Source organism: uncultured Sphingobacterium sp. (assembly GCF_964277905.1).
Lineage (GTDB): Bacteria > Bacteroidota > Bacteroidia > Sphingobacteriales > Sphingobacteriaceae > Sphingobacterium > Sphingobacterium siyangense.
In genome coordinates this window covers 87955-106896 of sequence record NZ_CAXYKD010000029.1, presented here as the reverse complement: position 1 = coordinate 106896, position 18942 = coordinate 87955, and the positions used below count along the sequence as shown (strand labels likewise).

The window sequence follows — 18942 nt, the reverse complement described above, 5'->3', positions numbered from 1 at the left end:
AGCGATATGGCCGCAACTCGGGTTGCGGCCTAAATTTATCGCTGAAAGTATACCTGTCAACCTAAACCTGTTTTATACAAAATCAATGAAATTAAAATTACTAATTGCAACGGCTATTGTATGTCAATCGGTATCGTCGTTTGCACAAAAACAAATCCTTAAGAATGATCTTCGCGCGCCTGCCTATCCTTTAGTAACAATTGACCCCAATACAAGTGCCTGGTCCTATAGCAACGAATTGAATGCGGATGTTGTACGCCATTGGACCGGAAAATCCTTTCCCTTATTGGGCGTCCTTAAAGTGGATGGGAAATCCTATCGCTTCTTAGGTAAAGAAGAAGCTGAACTCTTGCCTTTGGCACGGATGGGTGAACATGCGGCTTGGACCGGAAGTTATGTTGTCAATGAACCCGCCCCAGACTGGATGAAACCTTCATTTGATGCACGGCAATGGAAGACGGGGGCAGCGCCATTCGGTACCAAGGATAAAGAACCCAATGTGGAGACTGATTGGCAGGAACCTAAAATTTGGATTAGAAGGGAAGTTGAACTGAGTGAGGATCTTACAGACAAATCCGTATATATAGAATTTACACATGACGATGACGCTATTTTGTACGTCAACGGTATTGAGGTTGCTAATACAGGCAATTCGACAGGTAAAAATAGTCGGATCAAGCTGCCCGATCATGTCGTAAAAACATTGAAGAAAGGAAAAAATATACTCGCGGGTTATTGCTATAATAGGGTAGCTAATGGATATTTTGATTTTGGACTCTTTACAGAAAAAGAAGGTAGTATTCAATTTGACAATGAAGCGAAGCAGATTGCTTCCAATGTGCAGGCAACGCAAACACATTATTCGTTTAACTGCGGGCCGGTCGATTTAAATATTACATTTACTGCGCCCATGTTTCTGGATAAATTGGACTTAATGGCTAGACCCGTAAATTATCTTTCCTATACGGTCCATGCGAAGGATGGCAAGAAACACCAGGTGCAACTTTATCTGGAGGCAGCACCAAATTGGGCACTGAATTCTCCACTTCAAGATGCTGCAAGCAGCTCCTTTGTTTCAGGAAATCTCCAGTTTGTAAAGACAGGAAGCAAAAGCCAGCAGGTTCTAGTAAGGAAAGGTGACGACCTACGGATAGATTGGGGATATTTCTATATGGCTGGCGCAAAATCAAAGACAAAGTCTGCGGTCGGAAGTAGCCATCAATTACGGTCTAATTTTCTGAAGAGTGAAAATAGCTCTTCTTCAAATGGAGGGCAACAATTGGCACTGATGCAAACTTTTGATGTCTCATCAAGCTACCAGGATAAGATCTTGTTGGGGTATGATGACCTGTACTCCATCCAATATTTTGGACAAAATTTACGACCTTATTGGAATACCAATGGAAATAGTTCCATTGAGAAACAATTTGAACTGGCCGACAAAGAGTATACGGCTCTCAAAAAGGCTGCTGATAAATTTGATGCCGAATTATGGGGTACAGCTTTGCGCAACGGAGGTGAGGACTATGCCGCATTATGTGCCTTGGCCTATAGGCAGGCAATCGCCGCTCATAAACTTGTAAAAGCACCCAATGGCGATCTACTTTTACTGTCCAAAGAAAATGACAGCAATGGGTCAATAGGAACTGTTGATGTAACCTATCCTTCGGCTCCGATTTTCCTTTACTATAATCCGGAACTGGCAAAAGCACTAATGAACGCCATTTTTTATTATAGTGAAAGCAATAAGTGGACAAAACCTTTTGCTGCACATGATGTTGGGACCTATCCTTTGGCGAATGGCCAAACTTACGGTGGAGATATGCCTGTCGAAGAATCGGGAAATATGTTGATATTAACTTATGCTTTAGCAAAGGTCGAAGGAAATGCAGCTTATGCCAAAAAACATTGGAAAGTGTTGTCTACCTGGGTAGATTATTTAGTAGATAAAGGCCTTGACCCCGAAAATCAGTTGTGCACAGATGATTTCGCGGGCCATTTTGCGCATAATGCCAATTTATCAATTAAAGCTATTTTAGGTATTGCATCTTACGGTTATCTAGCCCAAATGCTTGGTGAAGAGGCTACGGCGAAAAAGTATCTGACCGAAGCAAAAGCAATGGCTATGAAATGGAAAGAGATGGCTGCAGATGGTGATCACTATAAGTTGACTTTTGATAAAACCGGAACCTGGAGCCAAAAGTATAATATGGTCTGGGATAAATTGCTTAAGATGGATATTTTTGATCCCTCTATTCGTGAAACTGAAATTAAATACTATCTCGGCAAACAAAATAAATACGGACTTCCCCTAGACAATCGTCAGCCTTATACCAAAACCGATTGGATTATTTGGACGGCGACCATGGCAAATGACAAGCCTACCTTTGAGGCATTTTTAAAGCCAGTCTACCATTTTATGAACGAAACAACAGACCGTGTTCCCATGTCGGATTGGACGTATACAGACCGTCCTAAGAGAGCTGGATTTAAAGCAAGATCCGTTGTTGGGGGCTATTTTATCAAAATGTTGGAAGAGAAATTGGGAAAAGCAAAATAGCTTTTCCTGTGATGAAGAAAATAATATAAAAAAATAATAAGATGTTGAATGCAATGTTGTTCAGATATTGGATCGGCGGAGTTGCCGTACTGAACTTGTTGAGCTCCTGCGGAAGCTCTACAGGTTCAGTTAAGCAGTCGGGGCAAATAACAAATGCTACGGCTCAGCATAAGACCTACAGCAATCCGGTTTTTGAGCCTATACTTGCTGATCCTACAGTCGTTAGAGATCCACAGAGCAAAATGTTCTATGCGTACGGGACAGCCGACAATTGGGGCGACGGAAAGGGACAGCGTTTGGTGTCTATTCTACAATCGGCTGATCTTGCTCATTGGACCTGGATTGGCACGGCCTTCAGCTCAAAACCGAGCTGGAAAGCCGAGGGGGGAATCTGGGCACCAGATGTGGTGAGGTTAAATGGTAAGTATATCTTATATTATGCTTATTCAACATGGGGAGACCCCAACCCCGGTATCGGTGTAGCCCTAGCAGATAGACCGGAAGGCCCCTTTATCGATCAAGGTAAACTTTTTGATAGCAAGGAGATCGATGTACCAAATTCAATAGACCCTTATTTTTTTACAGAAAATGGGCAGAATTATCTGTTCTGGGGTAGTTTTAGTGATGCGAATACGCAGGGAACATATGGTGTTGAACTCGATGAAAATGGGACTGCGGTACCCGATTTAAATAAAAAATTTAAAGTTGCTGCTGGGGATTTTGAAGCTGTTGTGATCCATAAACGGAAGGGATACTATTATTTTATCGGATCCAAAGGCTCCTGTTGTGAAGGAGAAAAAAGCAGTTATCATGTTCTTGTGGGTCGCTCTCGCAAGCTGAAGGGACCTTATATCGATCAAGAGGGGCGTAATCTTACACAACGGGGGAGTGGAACGTTGTTGTTAAAAGGAAATGATCAATTTGTGGGGACAGGTCATACTTCGCGCATTATTACAGATGATAAGGGAAAAGATTGGATACTCTATCATGGTATGGACCCAAAGCAGCCTCGTGTTGCGACGGGGGGAAATCGTCGGATGCTATTTTTGGATCAGATTGTCTGGGATAAGGACTGGCCCAAAATTGAAGGGGCAACCAGCAGTGTTGCGGCGCAACGGGCCCCAACGTTTAATTTTAAATAGAATTTTCAATAGCTAGCAGCGGATGGTCTACCTTTGTCGGTCTGGATTTTCGCTGTCCATAAAAAATATGATACATCAAACGAAGAAACATTTTGAACTTCTTGACGCCATGCGTGGGGTGGCCGCAATTGCAGTCGTACTGTTTCATTTTATGGAAATTGCACAGCCGGATTATCGCAATAGTTTTATTCCACATAGTTATTTAGCCGTTGATTTCTTCTTTTGTTTATCGGGTTTTGTAATTGCCTATGCCTATGATCAAAAGCTGACCACAATTAGTCTAAAACGATTCTTTCTCTTGCGTTTGCTAAGATTGCACCCATTGGTTATAATCGGCACATTAATTGGTTTATTGGCATTTATTTACGACCCATTCAGTAATTTGGCCGCCTCATTTTCCGTCTTACAGAAGATAGGGATGTTCATTAGTGGGATAACCTTGATTCCATACCCAGCTGTACCAGAGCGATATTTTAATCTTTTTCATTTAAACCCACCTACATGGTCGCTATTTTGGGAATATATCGCCAATATAGCCTATGCTTTGATACTGGTACGGATTCCAAAAAAGGTTCTTTGGGGAATAGTGCTCCTTGGTGCGGCAGCGCTATGTGTCGAATCATTTCGTTCCGGCTATTTAGCTGTAGGTTTTGGGGCAGATAATTTTTGGGCTGGGGGAATCCGTTTATGGTTTTCATTTTCAATGGGACTACTTATTTTTAGGTCGAACTGGACTATTTCGAACAAGCTACCTTTTTTCAGTGTTCTTGGTCTGCTTGCTGTCGTATTTTTCATTCCGTTTTCTGATGTTTATGGTAAGTACATCGATCCTATTGTCGTTATCTTTTATTTCCCTTTATTGCTCATGCTGGGGATAGGAGGACTACCTGTTTTTGGAGGTGTAAAGAAGTTATGCAAGTTCTTAGGTGATATTTCCTATCCGCTCTATATCATTCATTATCCATTTATCTGGATTTTTATGAGCTATGTGGAGCTCCATCACCCATCGAATAAGCAAATGGCTGTGATTATTATAATTGGAATGCTGTCGTTGATTTTTTTAGCTTTATTGGCCTTTAAATATTTAGATGAGCCTATTCGGAAATATTACAGCCGGAAACTAAATTAAATGGCGATGAAGCCAGGTACTGATGAACTGGAATACCTCTATTTTGCAGTCTTCATTTAAAATTTCATGCCGCATGCCTGGATATAATTTAATGGTTATATCGGTCTGCCCCTGTGCACTTAACTGCGCTACGCTCTTTTCAACGCCCATTCCAAAATCTCCAATTGGATCATCCTGTCCGCTGATAAATACAATTGGAAGATTTTTTGGGATATTCTTGGTAGCTTCGATATCTGTCGCTTGCAAGGAAAGGTCTAACACGGTATGAAATCCATTGTTGGTAAACAATCCCCCACAAAGTGGATCTTCCAAAAATGAAATACGGTTTGTCTTGCTTACGCTTAACCAATTGCTGTTATTTTGGTTGGGCTCGTTCTTAAATCGAGCATTATTACGTTTGTCAAAAATACGGTTGATCAATTTACTTCTTCTTTTGGGGGCAATACTATTGAGAAGAGTGAGTAAAAGGCAAAAAGCTGTGGAACCTTTTTGACGTTGGCCTGTCCCCACGATAATGGCCCCCTTAAATTGCTGGCCAATTTTTTGTAAAACGCAGCGTGTGACAAAGGATCCCATGGAATGCCCTAAAATAAATTGAGGCGGTTGCGGATATGTTTTTCTCAAGAAATTACTCATTGTAATGGCGTCATCAATGAGTTGTTCTTTAGCCCCATGCTGTTTAAAATACCCCAATTGATCGGCATCTAGAGCTGTCTTTCCATGACCCAATTGATCGTAGGTTAAAACCGCAAAATTCTGTTTAGTCAGATAATTGGCCAATTCTTCATACCGACCACTATGCTCCTGCATGCCATGTACCAGGAGTATTGTTGCCACTATCTGATTGTCGTCGGGTACATACAAACGATAGAAAATTTTATGTTCATTTTCAGTCGTCACGCTGATTGTATAAAAATTGGATGCTACCTTGCTCATTATACCTCTTTATTTTAAGTAAACTAAGATAATTTTAGTGCATTTGCAAGTTTAACAATCTTCTTTCCGATTTTGTTCGGATGAGACCGAAAGGCTTTAAGGGCAGTTGATCAATGAAAATTAGCACGATTAATTTTTGTGGTTTGGGAATATTTTTTAGATTTGCATTAATTTAGAATTAATTTAAATAAAGTGGTTATTCTATTTTAAACATGGACTTGTCTGTATGCAGAAATTGCTGTACAAAATCGAATTCGGAAAGCTCCCTTGTTCTTAAAATATACGCATTTACACTTATATTCTGATGAAAACAGCACGATGTATTTCGACCCAAGTTATCGTATGACTGTAGCTCAATTTGCCGAATAATTGAGTGGGAATGAATAGGCCATGTTACTTCATCACCTTCAAAAGACAAATAAAAGGATGAAAAAGACACTTTTAGCAGCTTTATTATTCGCTGCAACTTATGCACAGGCGCAAACGAACTCGTTAATGAACGGCGAGTTTTGGAAAGGTAAACCTACCTTGACAATTGTTAAAGAAGAAATCAGCAAAGGAAATAGCCCTTCTCAGCCTAATGCGGCATCCTTTGATCCAGTCACCATGGCGATATTAAATGGCGCTCCGACGGATGTTGTCAAGTTTATGATCGAACAAGAAGGGAATAGTGTAACGAAGAAGACGCATCACAGCCGTAGTTATTTACACTGGGCAGCGTCAAGTGGAAATGCAGAGCTTGTCGAGTTTTTAATTGCAAAAGGATCGGATGTCAATTACCAAGATAGCCATGGTTACCCAATTATTGCTTATGCAGCTTCGACAGGAAATACAAATACTGCCGTATATGATGCTTTGTTTAAAGCAGGTGTGAATCCCAAGCAAAAATATGAAGGTGGTGCTACATTAATGATGCTTGCAGCGTCTGCAGACAAGGACCTTGCATTGACGGATTATTTCATTAAAAAAGGATTATCTATTCAAGATAAAGACGAGTCGGGCCGTACAGTGACGGATTATGCGGCTAAACTTGGAAATACCGAGCTCATGGAGAAATTCATCGCCCGTGGCGTAAAACCAACCAATAATGCGTTATTTTTTGCGACTCAGGGTTCCAGACAAGCATCGAATGGTTTGTCGGTTTATACCTATTTGGTTGAAAAGTTCAAATTGGACCCCAAGGCTGTAAATAAAGAAGGAGCGACAGTGCTGCATGCTTTAGTTCGCAGACCAGATATGGCCGTGATCAATTATTTTTTGGATAAAGGTGTAGATGTCGCAAAAGCTGACAACGAAGGAAATACAGCGCTTATGGTGGCTGCTAGTGGTAAGGATGCTAAATTGGTCGAGCTGCTGCTTACTAAAGCGAAGAACGTAAATGCAGTAAATGAAAAAGGCGAATCTGCATTGACCAAGGCTGTAGCGAATGGGGCTCCCGAAATCGTGGCATTGTTGATTAAAGATGGAGCTGATATCAAGCTATTGGATAAGGAAGGTAATAACTTGGCCTTTTACTGGTTTAATTCCTACAGAGAATTGCCTCAGGGCGGCAGACCCGGTGGACAGGGAAATGCTTCACAAGGGGATGAGTTTAAAGAAAAATTAGCGATCCTTAAGACGAATGGATTGGACGTTGTTGCTCCACAAAAAAATGGTAGCACATTGTATCATTTGGCAGTAGCGAAAGAGAATGTGAAGCTTATCCAGAAAGCCAGCGAACTTGGAGCAGATATTAATGCACAGGATAAAGAGGGAACGACGGCACTACATAAGGCAGCTCTCATAGCAAAAGACGATTCCTTGCTAAAAACATTGGTTTCCCTCGGTGCAAAAAAGGAATTGAAAACAGAATTCGATGAAACGGCTTATGATTTGGCGAAAGAAAACGATTTCTTGTCTAAATCCAATGTGCAGCTTGACTTTTTGAAATAAAATTAGATACAACTGAAGATGAATAACATAGTTAGAACAACGATAGCCACCCTTTTATTTTCGATGGCAGCCCTAAGCTCTTTCGCACAGGCAGCTAAATATAAGTGTATGATCCAAATGAATGCCTATGAAGGTGAGAAAGCCTACGTGGTGATTTCACTGATTAATCCTAGTGGAGCTTACGAAAAAACACTCGCCGTATTGGGATCTGATAAACAATGGTATAATACAATCAAGGAATGGTACAAGTTCCAAAATAAAACCAAAGAAAAGCTAAATGCGGTGACGGGTGCGTCAGTTGGTGGCGGTGACCGTGCCATGCGCACATTGGATATTGATGAAACGAAGTTTAACAAAGGGTATAAACTCCGTTTTGAATCTGCTGTAGAGGAACAAAAATACCATACTGCTGATGTTGAAATTCCTTTGACAAAGGAAGCTATCACTGAAAAAGCTAATGGCAAGGGATATATCAAACTTGTTAAGTTAAATAAAGTACAATAAGAAAAGGGGTAAAAATGCTGGTATCTATTTGGAGGTATGCACATTTAGCCTTAGCTATTGTTTCTTCTATCTTTTTACTTTTATTATCGATAACTGGCGTAATATTGGCCATTGACGCCGTCAACGAAAAAATTCCCCCTTATCGGGTTGAACATATTGAAACGTTAAACCTTGCGCAGTCAGTAACAGCTTTGCGCAAGGTTTATCCTGAAATCATAGCGATCTCGGTAGATCACAATCAATTCGTGAGCATTGATGCCATAGACGCAGATGGCAACACCGTGAAAGGTTATATCGATCCGAATACGGGGCGTCTGCTTGGTCCTCAATTGAATAAGTCCCAATTTGTTCAATGGATTACAGCTTTACACCGCTCACTCTTTCTTAAAGTGACCGGTCGGGTGATTATTGGTGTGGTTTCATTTCTGTTGTTTCTTATTACTATTTCAGGAATTATTCTGATTGTCAAGCGTCAACAGGGCGTTCGACATTTCTTTGCTAAAATCAACCGTGACTTTTTCGCACAGTATTTCCATGTTGTTTCAGGACGTCTATTTTTGATACCAATTTTGATATTGGCCCTAACAGGTACCTATTTATTTCTGGTGCGTATTGAAATCTTAAAAAAGCCGAACCAAACAATTGAATATCCCAATAAGATGAAGGAAGATGTCCAATTGGAGGTGGCAAAATTTTCAATATTCCAAAATACGAAACTTGTCGATTTGAAGACGTTGGAGTTTCCGTTTATGGAAGACGATCCTGATGAGTTTTTTATATTGAAGCTTCGCGATCGGGAATTGACTATAAATCAGTTGAATGGAAGCTTGCATAAAGAAGTAAAGTATCCCTTTACAGCATTGGCCGAACAGTTTTCTTTGGACCTCCATACGGGCAAAACCAATATCATATGGGCCATTATACTGGGGCTCGCATCTTTGAATATTGTGTTCTTTATTTACACGGGCTTTGCAATCACATTCAAGCGCACGCGTACTAAAATCAAGAATAAATATAAACCTGAAGAAGCAGAGATTGTTATCCTTTTCGGAACGGAAAATGGAAGCACGCTTTTTTTCGCCAATCAGATCCATAAACAGCTCTTAGCGGATGGGCAAAAATCGTTGCTGCTCGGAATGAATCAATATCAATGCTTTCCAAAGGCAAAACACTTGCTTGTGTTTACCTCAACATACGGGCTAGGAACTGCACCATCCAATGCACTTCAATTTGAACATAAGCTCAACAGCCATCCACAAGAACAAAACGTACAATTTTCGGTTCTGGGCTTTGGTTCAAAAGCCTATCCCGACTTTTGTGCCTATGCGCGCGAAATTGATCATTTATTAGAAAAACAAGCCTGGGCTTCTCGACTAACAGATTTACACACAGTTAATGATAAGAATGTTGATGAGCTTATTTCATGGATACATCAGTGGTCTGCTCAGACCAATATTGCATTAGCTTCTGCACCGGCCATTTATAGTGCTAAAGTCGTCGGATTGACGAAATTTAAGGTGATAGCGAAGTCTACTGTTTCAGCTAGTAATACTACCTTTACTTTGGTCTTGAAACCTTCAGGTAAAATTAAAATGCAATCGGGCGATTTATTGGCAATCTATCCCGCGCAAGATCAACGTGAACGTTTTTATTCGATAGGTTACAAAGACGGTATGGTTCAGCTTGTGGTGAAATTGTTTCCTGATGGATTTGGCTCGAGCTTCCTTTATCGATTGGAACCGAATCAAACCCTGCAGGCACGTGTCATGGTTAATCCAAGTTTTCATTTTCCGAAAGCGGCAAATGCCGTTGCTTTAATTGCGAATGGTACAGGGGTAGCACCTTTTCTAGGCATGATTTCAGCGAATGAAAGTATGACTCCTTTGCGTCTGTATGCTGGTTTTCGCCATCGAAACGAAATGACAGCACACTATATAGATTTTGCTGATGAGCAGATAAAGCTGGGACATCTGAAACAGCTTGAACTGGCTTTTTCACGCGAGGAAAATGCACAATATGTCATGGCTTTGATTCGTCGGGATGCGCTATATTTTGTCGAATTGCTTGATAAAGGAGGTTATATATTGCTTTGTGGAGCATTGCGTATGCAGCATGATGTTGAACATACTTTAAATGAGCTACTTTTGGAACATGTCGGCAAAACTATTGCAGTATATAAAGAAAATGGACAGATCTTAACCGATTGTTATTAGTAAATTGGTGGTACAATAGCATATTCCATCGGTAAGACTGCTTTTGGTACGCATCGACTTTTTAATCCCTTTTTCAGATCAATCTCATGAAGAACAATAAACAATGTGGCCTGCTTTTAATACTCTGCTTTGTATCCATTACTTCAGGGATTGCGCAGGTCTTGGTAAAGCGACAGGTTACCCTTATGGGCTCTGTTTTCGAAATTAGCTTGGTAGATCGGGATAGCTCGATTACAAATCAACATATCGATGAAGTCATCTCCGAAATAGATCGAATAGAAAATCTGATTTCAGAATGGCGTCCGCAAACCCAAATCGCAGCGGTAAACCGCAATGCAGGGATTAAGCCAGTTAAGGTGGATAGAGAAGTGTTTGAACTAACACAACGTGCAATCCAATATGCTCAAAATTCAGGTGGTGCTTTTGATATTAGTATTGTTGCCTTAGATAAAGTTTGGCTATTTGATGGTAGCATGACCACGATGCCCTCGGAAGAAGTGATTAAGAGGTCTGTCGAGAAAGTTGGCTATCAACATATTCGCCTCGATAGTGCGGCTTCGACAATTTTTCTGGAGTTACCGGGTATGAAGATCGGTTTCGGCTCTATTGGGAAAGGCTATGCGGCAGATAGGGGCAGGGAAATAATGAAAGCAAAAGGGATTGAAGCAGGTATAGTGAATGCTTCTGGTGATCTGTCGGCTTGGGGAAGCCCACCCCAGAACGATGCATGGAAAGTGGGCGTAAACAATCCGTTCAAAGCCCATCGAATGGTCAAAGTTCTTCGTTTGAATGAAATGGCCGTAGCAACTTCGGGCAGCTATGAGAAATATGCGGAGATTAATGGAAAACGTTATTCACATATTATAAATCCGGTGACAGGTTACCCTGCTACGGGATTAACTTCAGTGACGATTTATGGACCCTCAGCGGAAGTCGCAAATGCACTAAGTACCTCAATCATGGTACTGGGCGAGAAAGAAGGAAAAAAATTGATTCAGCGTTTTCCAGCATACCATTATATTTTTATTACCGATAAAGGTAAGGTCATTCCGCAGCGCCGGAAATCTTAAACCATGGAACTACTTTTTTATGTTGCATAAAGTGTATAGAAAGCATAGCCTATTAGCTGATTATCTAGTATATTTATGCGAACAAAGCGTATACGAAAGACGACGAAAAAAGAATGTGTGATGTTGTTCATCCGGTGGAAGTCAGCAAGAAAGTAGATCCTTGAAAATAATTTAAAGTAAAAGTTCGACTAGTTCGTCTATGCTGCTATGGACATTGCATACCAAAATCATATGGCAGAAAAAAATTCCAGATCATTTACGGATATCGTTAAGACTTATGGAAGTCAACTGCTACGTTTTGTTAAGGGGAAAGTAAAGAAAACGGAGGATGCAGAAGATATCTTACAGGAGGTCTGGTATCAATTTAGCCGTTTGACCAATATGGACGAACTGGAGAATGCAGGCGCATGGCTCTATGCTGTCACACGGAATAAGATTACCGATAGTTATCGGAAAAAGAAAAATGAATCGCTTGACGATATGATAGCAGGTGATGATGATAGTGAAAGTACTTTTCCCATTCGTCAGTTCCTTTTGGCCGACGACTCCAACAATCCCGAGCTAAAATTATTTAAGGATATTTTTTGGGATGAGCTGATGAAAGCATTGGAGGAATTGCCGGACAAGCAACGTCGGGTGTTTGTGCTAAATGAGCTGGAAGAGAAAACACTTCAAGAAATTGCCGTTATGGAAAATGAGAACCTAAAGACGATTATCAGTCGAAAAGGGTATGCCGTGAAGCACCTGCGGGTACGGTTGCGAAGTTTGTATGAAGAATTAAAATTTTAAAAGGATTAAGCTATGAATGGAAGAATGAATAGACAGCGGAAGGGTAAATTCGCTTTTATGTTTGTCGCTATTATCATTGGTGTTTTTTTGTTGGTAGCCTTACTACAATATTTATGGAATACATTAATGGTTGATATATTCAATTTAAAAACAATTACCTATTGGCAGGCACTGGGACTCTTTGTTTTGTCAAGAATTCTGTTCGGCAGGGGTTTTGGTAAACCTGGAGGGGGGAGATTTCGAAAAGGTTTTCCGCGTCAGATGGAAAAAGGAGAAGATCTTTCCGATGAGGAAAGGGAGCGTTTGAGGGCAGAATGGAAGCGTCGTTTTGGAGGACGATGTGGATTCTAAAAAAAGAATAAAAATTTTAAAGTAAAAACTGTTGTTGGGCGTCTTCTTCTATAAAGGCGCCTTTTTTTATGCCGGTATCCTGATTCTAAGGGAATAGCAGAACGCGATGTTCTGTCAGAATGGATGTTGGACAGCATAATAATTAATTACAAAATACGAATGGTCAAGGAGAATGTCGTTTTCAATCAGATGAAAATGGAGGAAGCCAGCAACCATTTTACAAAAAAGATGTATTCAAATGAAAAATAAACTTCGATTTATATTGCCTCGCCTGATTGTGCTTACGGCAATAGCTGGATTAGCAACCTTGATTATTGGGACGATCTTTAAACTCTTATTGTTTGGGACAGTTCTCTTCGGAATAGGAAGCTTCGCGGCAGCAAGAATGCGTAGGAGAGATAGACAAGCATTCAAAATGGATAGGACTCCGGTATATCCGAATGTTCACCGTCATTACAACACTGCGGTCGCTATCGTACCATTACAAGGACAAAAACGTGCTAGGAAAGCAACGATAGTTCCCGTTTATTAAGGTTAAAAAACTGCAAAGACGAAGCAATTCGTCATGTATTAGTTCAACGTATTATTCAATATTAAAAATTAAAGACATGTTTAAAAGAGATCATTATACCAGAGGATATTCAAATCATAACAAATTTTGCGGACAACATTTTAAAGACCGTTTTGAAAAATTTCAACAACATTTTTTTGAAGATGAAACCGCACACAGTGGTGGCGGACAGCAATCTGTTCCTGTAAATATTGTAGAGAATCAAGAATTCTATGAAGTACAGCTTTTTGCTGCTGGCCGTAAGAAGGAACAATTCCAAGTCAGTATAAATGACGGAATACTAAAAATTTCATGTACAGAGAATGCACAGGACAATGCCATAGATTATATTTATAAAGAGTACGATGGAATGGCATTTGAACGTGAATTCCAATTAAATGAACAAGTGCTTACGGATAATGTGCATGCGAGCTTCGAGGATGGCGTATTGACCGTCATTCTTCCAAAAGATCTTGAAAAAGTAAAACGACCACAAGAAGTTGCTATTGATTAGTAAAAGCCAGTTTTTGATTTGGGCGCACATCAAAGTAAAGGTTGCTTATGTGCGTAAACTTAAATCAGCATAAGGGCTCATTTTGAAAAAGGACAGCATCGAATTTTGCTGTCCTTTTTTATTTTACGTATTATTTATCGCCAATCTCCACGCAATGCAGTGGATTTTCTTGATCAGAACCTTTTAAGTTTTTTATGTAGTTGTTCGCTGCCAAATCGCCAGAAGAAATAAAACAAGCCAGTAACAACGATTATAGCCATAAAAGGCACAAATATGGCGAGTATGGTTAAAATCGTAGAACCGATGGTTTCCATTGTCGAAATCATAAAATTACCAAAACCGGCCGTTCCGATCGAAGAGGCGGCTCGGGTGCCTGCCAGGGCCGTGCTAATGGTTGCTGCAGTACCGCCACCGGCGATTATGGCCATAGCCCAGCGGAAAAAAGGAGAAATATCTGTAAACTGTATAGCGAAAAGTAAAGTGCCGGCTATGGTTGCTAAGGGGATGGATAGGCTGTCCAATATGTTGTCTATAAAAGGGATGTAATACCCCACTATTTCCAAAATCATGGTTATACTTGTTGCCGCTAAAACAAGCGGTGAACCCGCCCAGGCTAATTCATTGCCAACTTGGAACAATTCCAGCCGACAGCCAAGACTCAATAAAAATAAGGGCATGAAAATTCGGAAGCCAGTGGCTGCTGCCAAACTCACTCCTATAAAAGCACTCACCAAAAATGTAGAAAGTTCACTCATGGCCACTATTTTTTGATACAACCTAATTGTAGAATAATAAAAGAATGGCTTTTGTTTTAGCAATGCTAAAAATCCGCGTTTTCTGGAGTCTCGCTAAAAGATGATTTTCAAGTTTTTATATACCTAATGATGGTGTATATAGATTTTGATTATAGTGTATCGAATCATTCGATGTACAAGCGGGAGCGCATTTGTGTAATTTTATGAAAGTGGAAGTCAAACAATTTGATCACTTAAGGTATTATATAAATAAACTTTCTTTTCATATGGACAACAACGAAAAAGACATTAGCAAATGCCCATTTCACAATGGTACTATGCGCAACGCCGTTGCGGGAGGGGGAACTCAGAATCAGGATTGGTGGCCAAATAGACTTCGTGTAGATCTGTTGAGACAACATGCGAGCAAGTCAAATCCGATGGACGAAGGCTTTGATTATGCAGAAGCATTTAAACAATTGGATTTAGAAGCTGTAAAAAAAGATTTGCATGCATTGATGACCGATTCACAGGATTGGTGGCCGGCAGATTTTGGTCATTATGGCCCATTATTCATCCGGATGGCTTGGCATAGTGCGGGTACCTATCGGGTAAGTGATGGTCGAGGCGGAGCTGGGTCTGGTCAGCAACGTTTTGCACCCTTGAATAGCTGGCCTGATAATGTGAGTTTAGATAAAGCGCGTCGCCTGTTGTGGCCTATCAAACAAAAATATGGTAAAAATATCTCCTGGGCAGATTTATTGATCTTAACCGGTAATGTCGCTTTGGAGTCTATGGGCTTCAAAACTTTTGGTTATTCCGGTGGGCGTGTGGATGCTTTTGAACCAGAATTGGACGTGTATTGGGGCTCTGAAACAACATGGTTAGGCGGTGATATTCGTTATGCACATGGTTCAGAAGGTGTAGTTGAAGCACATGGTGTTTTGTCTGCCGATGATAATGCAGATGGTAAGCAACACTCACGTAATCTTGAAAAACCGTTGGCAGCGGTACAGATGGGGTTAATTTATGTTAATCCAGAAGGACCGGATGGAAATCCTGATCCTATCGCGGCTGCAAAAGATATACGAGATACTTTTGGTCGAATGGCTATGGATGATGAGGAAACTGTCGCTTTGATTGCAGGTGGACATACTTTTGGAAAAACACACGGAGCTGGACCTGCCGACAATGTCGGAAAAGAGCCTGAAGCTGCCGGTATAGAACAACAAGGATTAGGTTGGAAAAGTACTTACGGCAGTGGAGTAGGTGCTGATGCAATTACTAGTGGACTGGAGGTTATCTGGACACAAAAACCGACGGAATGGACCAACCTCTTTTTTAAGAATCTGTTTGAGCATGAATGGGAATTGACTAAAAGCCCTGCAGGAGCACACCAATGGGTCGCCAAAGGAGCCGATTCGAATGTTCCAGATCCTTTTGATCCCAATAAAAAGCGTAGGCCAACGATGCTGACGACAGATTTATCGTTGCGTTTTGATCCAATCTATGAAAAGATCTCGCGTAAATTTTACGAAGATCAAGATGCGTTTGCTGATGCATTTTCTCGTGCCTGGTTTAAATTAACACACCGTGATTTGGGGCCAAGAGAGCGTTATTTGGGGGCCGAAGTTCCTGCTGAGGAATTATTGTGGCAAGATCCTATTCCGGCTGTCGATCATGTTGTGGTCGATGCGGATGACATTAGTACATTGAAATCCGCTCTATTGAACGCGGGTCTAAGCTCTGCCGAGCTCGTAACGACAGCTTGGGCGTCAGCTTCTACATTCCGTGGGTCTGATATGAGAGGTGGTGCAAATGGCGCTAGAATACGTTTGGCTCCGCAGCGGTATTGGCAAGTTAATAATCCAGCACAATTGCAAAAAGTTCTTACTGCGCTGGAGCAGATTCAGCAGGATTTTAATGGAAAACAACAGGGCGGTAAAAAGATTTCATTGGCAGACTTAATTGTCTTGGGCGGTGTAGCCGCGATAGAGCAGGCAGCTCGTGCTGCTGGGCATGATATCAAAGTACCGTTCCATCCTGGGCGTATGGATGCTACACAGGAGCAAACTGATGTGGAATCCATGGGCTATCTTGAACCAATTGCGGATGGATTTAGAAACTATCGCAAAGGTGCTTATACCGTGTCTACGGAATCGTTATTGATTGATAGGGCGCAGTTGCTGACCTTATCGGTTCCTGAATTGACTGTTCTTATTGGCGGTATGCGTGTTCTTCAAGCCAATTTTGATGGTTCTCAACTAGGCGTAATGACTGACCGACCTGGCCAACTGACCAATGACTTTTTTGTTAATCTATTGGATATGGGAACAGCTTGGAAAGCAATCTCTCCGGATCGGGAAGTTTTTGAAGGATCAGATCGTAAAACTGGTATTAAAAAATGGGAAGCAGGAAGAGTAGACCTTGTTTTTGGTTCAAATGCTGAACTAAGAGCCGTTGCCGAAATATATGGCAGTGCCGATGCAAACGAAAAATTTGTACAAGATTTTGTGAAGGCATGGAATAAAGTGATGGAGTTGGATCGCTTCGATTTGCATCGCTAATGAATAAAAATTAAGCCTTTCAAAAAGCCAGTCTCCTATCGAGGCTGGCTTTTTATGATTTTGCTATAGGAGAAAATATCCTGTATTTAGCTGCGACAAAAAATACCCAATTTTTGCCTCTAATATCATTTTAATCTCACTTTAACCAAATTTTAATTTAATATATATAGAATTATGGAATTTTCTTCGGGTGTTTCCTATTTTGTGAAATAAAATTCAAGATTTGTGCTACTTTTTCTTCTTTGATCGGTAGTAACTTTGTATTGGTTTCAAAGGAATCTTTGCAACTTTGTTAGGTTAAAGCTATGTGGAAGCACTTTATTTTTCTGTTTGCAGCACTGTTAATATCATTTAAAATTTTAAATGCAAACAGTCTTGTACTGAAAAGTGATAGTTTTAAATCTCCGTATTTATCTTCAAAAAATTCTTCAGAAAACGCAAGCCAATTGCGTATAACCCATTTTCCAAAAGATCATAGTCACTTTTGTTCGCTCTACCCATCGCTTCAATCCATTGTTGCAGAAATGGACGTGGAAGTGGCACAAGATTGGTTAATGGACCGTTGGTTGGTAACTGTTGATTTGCTTTGGCATGAACTACTGCCATCCCCGTTGCAGAAAGACTATCGGTATGAACATACCTTAGATCTTGAGCCTATACCCATAGCTCGATTTTTGCTGTTTGAGCAAATCAAAATTCCATGCTAAAGCGTAAGCTTTTCTTCACATCAGACCGGCAAAGAAATCTGCCATTTCTTTTCTAAATTTATTTATTTCTTAAAATATACCAATGCACGAGCTAAGTATAGTAAAGGATATTTTTGATACGCTGACCTCGCATTATGAGGCTAGGGTAGATGATATTCAAAAAATTCAGGTTACAGCAGGATTGTTATCCAATGTTCAGCCTGTATTGATTCAAAATGCATTTGATGCTTTTATTGCTGAAAATACGCAATACCAAGATATGGAAATGGAGGTCGTTGTAAACGATATCATTGCATATTGTGAACATTGTCAGAAAAATTTCCCTGTTCATTTTCATCGATTTGTCTGTGACTGCGGACAACCCTCCAGCACAATTGTTCAAGGAAATGAACTCTATATTTCAAAAGTAATTTTTAAAAAAGACTAAAAATCGTTTATCATGTCAGACAATACTCCAAATCCTAAAAGTTTAGGTAACCGTGTAGGTTCGGTTCAATGTGAAAATACAACACTACATTTATTAAAAGCAAATGATTTCGTCGCAAAAGCCATCCGCGATAGACTGAAAGATGTCTGTGTGATCAATGTATGCTCTTCCCCGGGTTCGGGCAAAACAACCTTGATGCAAGAAACCGGTAAACGTTTGTCGAAGGATTTGAATATTGCTGTTTTAGTGGGCGATCCAGAAACTGAACGCGATGCGGTACGTATGCGCGATGTGGGCATCAATGCCTTGCAGATTGTCACTGGAGGAATGTGCCATATTGAGGCACAAATGATCTTACAAGCCCTGGATCATATTGATATTGAAGGAATAGATCTGTTGTTTATCGAGAACGTCGGAAACTTATTGTGTCCATCAGCATTTGATTTGGGTGAAGATTATCGCGTAACCTTATTGGCGACAACAGAAGGGGATGATAAACCAAAAAAATACCCACGTATGTTTTTAACAAGCGAATTGATGTTGGTTTCCAAGGCGGATTTATTACCATATGTACCTTTCTCGGTTGATGCGGTAACGAAAGACGCGCGCGAGGTAAATCCTAATCTGGAAGTTATTACAATCAGTACATTAAATGGTGACGGCCTTGATACCTGGTGTGATTGGTTGAAAGAAAGAGTTCAGGCAAAAAAAGATCAATACAAAGCGCTTGAAGTAAAATAGTGAACAACAGATAAAATGAATAGGATAATAATGATCCATGTTTTATTGTTATCCTGTTCAATGTTGACGCAATAGT

Annotated in this window: 17 protein-coding genes; 14 read left to right on the top strand and 3 right to left on the bottom strand. The window is 40.5% G+C overall.

Annotated features, from left to right (window positions below):
- The first annotated feature begins 85 nt into the window (after positions 1 to 85).
- The 3 genes from ACHWSC_RS13165 (at position 86) to ACHWSC_RS13155 (ending at position 4831) form a co-directional block, all read left to right on the top strand.
- Positions 86 to 2560, top strand: a complete 2475-nt coding sequence (locus ACHWSC_RS13165) for a glutaminase domain-containing protein (RefSeq protein ID WP_394677050.1) — start codon at positions 86 to 88, stop codon at positions 2558 to 2560.
- A gap of 41 nt (positions 2561 to 2601) precedes the next feature.
- Complete coding sequence (locus ACHWSC_RS13160; protein WP_394677049.1) at positions 2602 to 3702, top strand: family 43 glycosylhydrolase; 1101 nt, start codon at positions 2602 to 2604, stop codon at positions 3700 to 3702.
- A 67-nt stretch (positions 3703 to 3769) separates the two neighbouring features.
- Complete coding sequence (locus ACHWSC_RS13155; RefSeq protein WP_394677048.1) at positions 3770 to 4831, top strand: acyltransferase family protein; 1062 nt, start codon at positions 3770 to 3772, stop codon at positions 4829 to 4831.
- Here the strand turns inward: ACHWSC_RS13155 and ACHWSC_RS13150 are convergent.
- Positions 4823 to 5767, bottom strand: a complete 945-nt coding sequence (locus tag ACHWSC_RS13150; protein WP_394677047.1) for an alpha/beta fold hydrolase — start codon at positions 5765 to 5767, stop codon at positions 4823 to 4825. The genes ACHWSC_RS13155 and ACHWSC_RS13150 overlap by 9 nt on opposite strands.
- A 426-nt stretch (positions 5768 to 6193) precedes the next feature.
- Between ACHWSC_RS13150 and ACHWSC_RS13145 the strand changes: the two genes are divergently transcribed.
- The 8 genes from ACHWSC_RS13145 to ACHWSC_RS13110 all read left to right on the top strand — a co-directional run bounded on the left by ACHWSC_RS13145 (position 6194) and on the right by ACHWSC_RS13110 (position 13690).
- Entirely contained in the window at positions 6194 to 7699 is a 1506-nt protein-coding gene (locus ACHWSC_RS13145; protein WP_394677046.1) for an ankyrin repeat domain-containing protein, read from the top strand.
- Between the two features lie 18 nt (positions 7700 to 7717).
- Positions 7718 to 8203 (top strand): DUF2271 domain-containing protein, encoded by a 486-nt coding sequence (locus tag ACHWSC_RS13140; RefSeq protein ID WP_394677045.1) that lies wholly within the window; start codon positions 7718 to 7720, stop codon positions 8201 to 8203.
- Between the two features lie 14 nt (positions 8204 to 8217).
- Positions 8218 to 10416, top strand: a complete 2199-nt coding sequence (locus tag ACHWSC_RS13135; RefSeq protein WP_394677044.1) for a PepSY domain-containing protein — start codon at positions 8218 to 8220, stop codon at positions 10414 to 10416.
- A gap of 86 nt (positions 10417 to 10502) precedes the next feature.
- The gene (locus ACHWSC_RS13130) at positions 10503 to 11486 is read left to right on the top strand and encodes an FAD:protein FMN transferase (protein WP_394677043.1); all 984 of its coding nucleotides are present in this window, start codon (positions 10503 to 10505) and stop codon (positions 11484 to 11486) included.
- A gap of 231 nt (positions 11487 to 11717) precedes the next feature.
- Entirely contained in the window at positions 11718 to 12275 is a 558-nt protein-coding gene (locus ACHWSC_RS13125) for a sigma-70 family RNA polymerase sigma factor (protein WP_313181953.1), read from the top strand.
- A 12-nt stretch (positions 12276 to 12287) separates the two neighbouring features.
- Positions 12288 to 12626 (top strand): hypothetical protein, encoded by a 339-nt coding sequence (locus tag ACHWSC_RS13120; RefSeq protein WP_394677042.1) that lies wholly within the window; start codon positions 12288 to 12290, stop codon positions 12624 to 12626.
- A 238-nt stretch (positions 12627 to 12864) separates the two neighbouring features.
- Entirely contained in the window at positions 12865 to 13158 is a 294-nt protein-coding gene (locus tag ACHWSC_RS13115; protein WP_075993452.1) for a hypothetical protein, read from the top strand.
- Positions 13159 to 13234: 76 nt separating this feature from the next.
- A complete protein-coding gene (locus ACHWSC_RS13110; protein ID WP_394677041.1) occupies positions 13235 to 13690 on the top strand; it encodes an Hsp20/alpha crystallin family protein in 456 nt (151 codons plus the stop codon).
- Between the two features lie 173 nt (positions 13691 to 13863).
- Here ACHWSC_RS13110 and ACHWSC_RS13105 read toward each other — a convergent pair whose 3' ends face one another.
- On the bottom strand, positions 13864 to 14445 hold the full coding sequence (locus ACHWSC_RS13105; protein WP_394677040.1) for a DUF4126 domain-containing protein: 582 nt from the start codon (positions 14443 to 14445) through the stop codon (positions 13864 to 13866).
- 266 nt (positions 14446 to 14711) lie between these two features.
- On the opposite strand from ACHWSC_RS13105, the gene katG reads away from it, so the two are divergent.
- The gene (gene katG / locus ACHWSC_RS13100) at positions 14712 to 16991 is read left to right on the top strand and encodes a catalase/peroxidase HPI (protein ID WP_394677039.1); all 2280 of its coding nucleotides are present in this window, start codon (positions 14712 to 14714) and stop codon (positions 16989 to 16991) included.
- A 396-nt stretch (positions 16992 to 17387) separates the two neighbouring features.
- Here katG and ACHWSC_RS13095 read toward each other — a convergent pair whose 3' ends face one another.
- A complete protein-coding gene (locus ACHWSC_RS13095) occupies positions 17388 to 17597 on the bottom strand; it encodes a hypothetical protein (protein ID WP_394677038.1) in 210 nt (69 codons plus the stop codon).
- Positions 17598 to 17780: 183 nt separating this feature from the next.
- On the opposite strand from ACHWSC_RS13095, the gene ACHWSC_RS13090 reads away from it, so the two are divergent.
- Positions 17781 to 18125 carry a hydrogenase maturation nickel metallochaperone HypA gene (locus ACHWSC_RS13090; RefSeq protein ID WP_394677037.1) on the top strand — a complete coding sequence of 115 codons (345 nt, stop codon included), beginning with the start codon at positions 17781 to 17783 and terminating at the stop codon, positions 18123 to 18125.
- 12 nt (positions 18126 to 18137) lie between these two features.
- Complete coding sequence (hypB, locus tag ACHWSC_RS13085; RefSeq protein WP_075993447.1) at positions 18138 to 18866, top strand: hydrogenase nickel incorporation protein HypB; 729 nt, start codon at positions 18138 to 18140, stop codon at positions 18864 to 18866.
- The last annotated feature ends 76 nt before the right edge of the window (positions 18867 to 18942 follow it).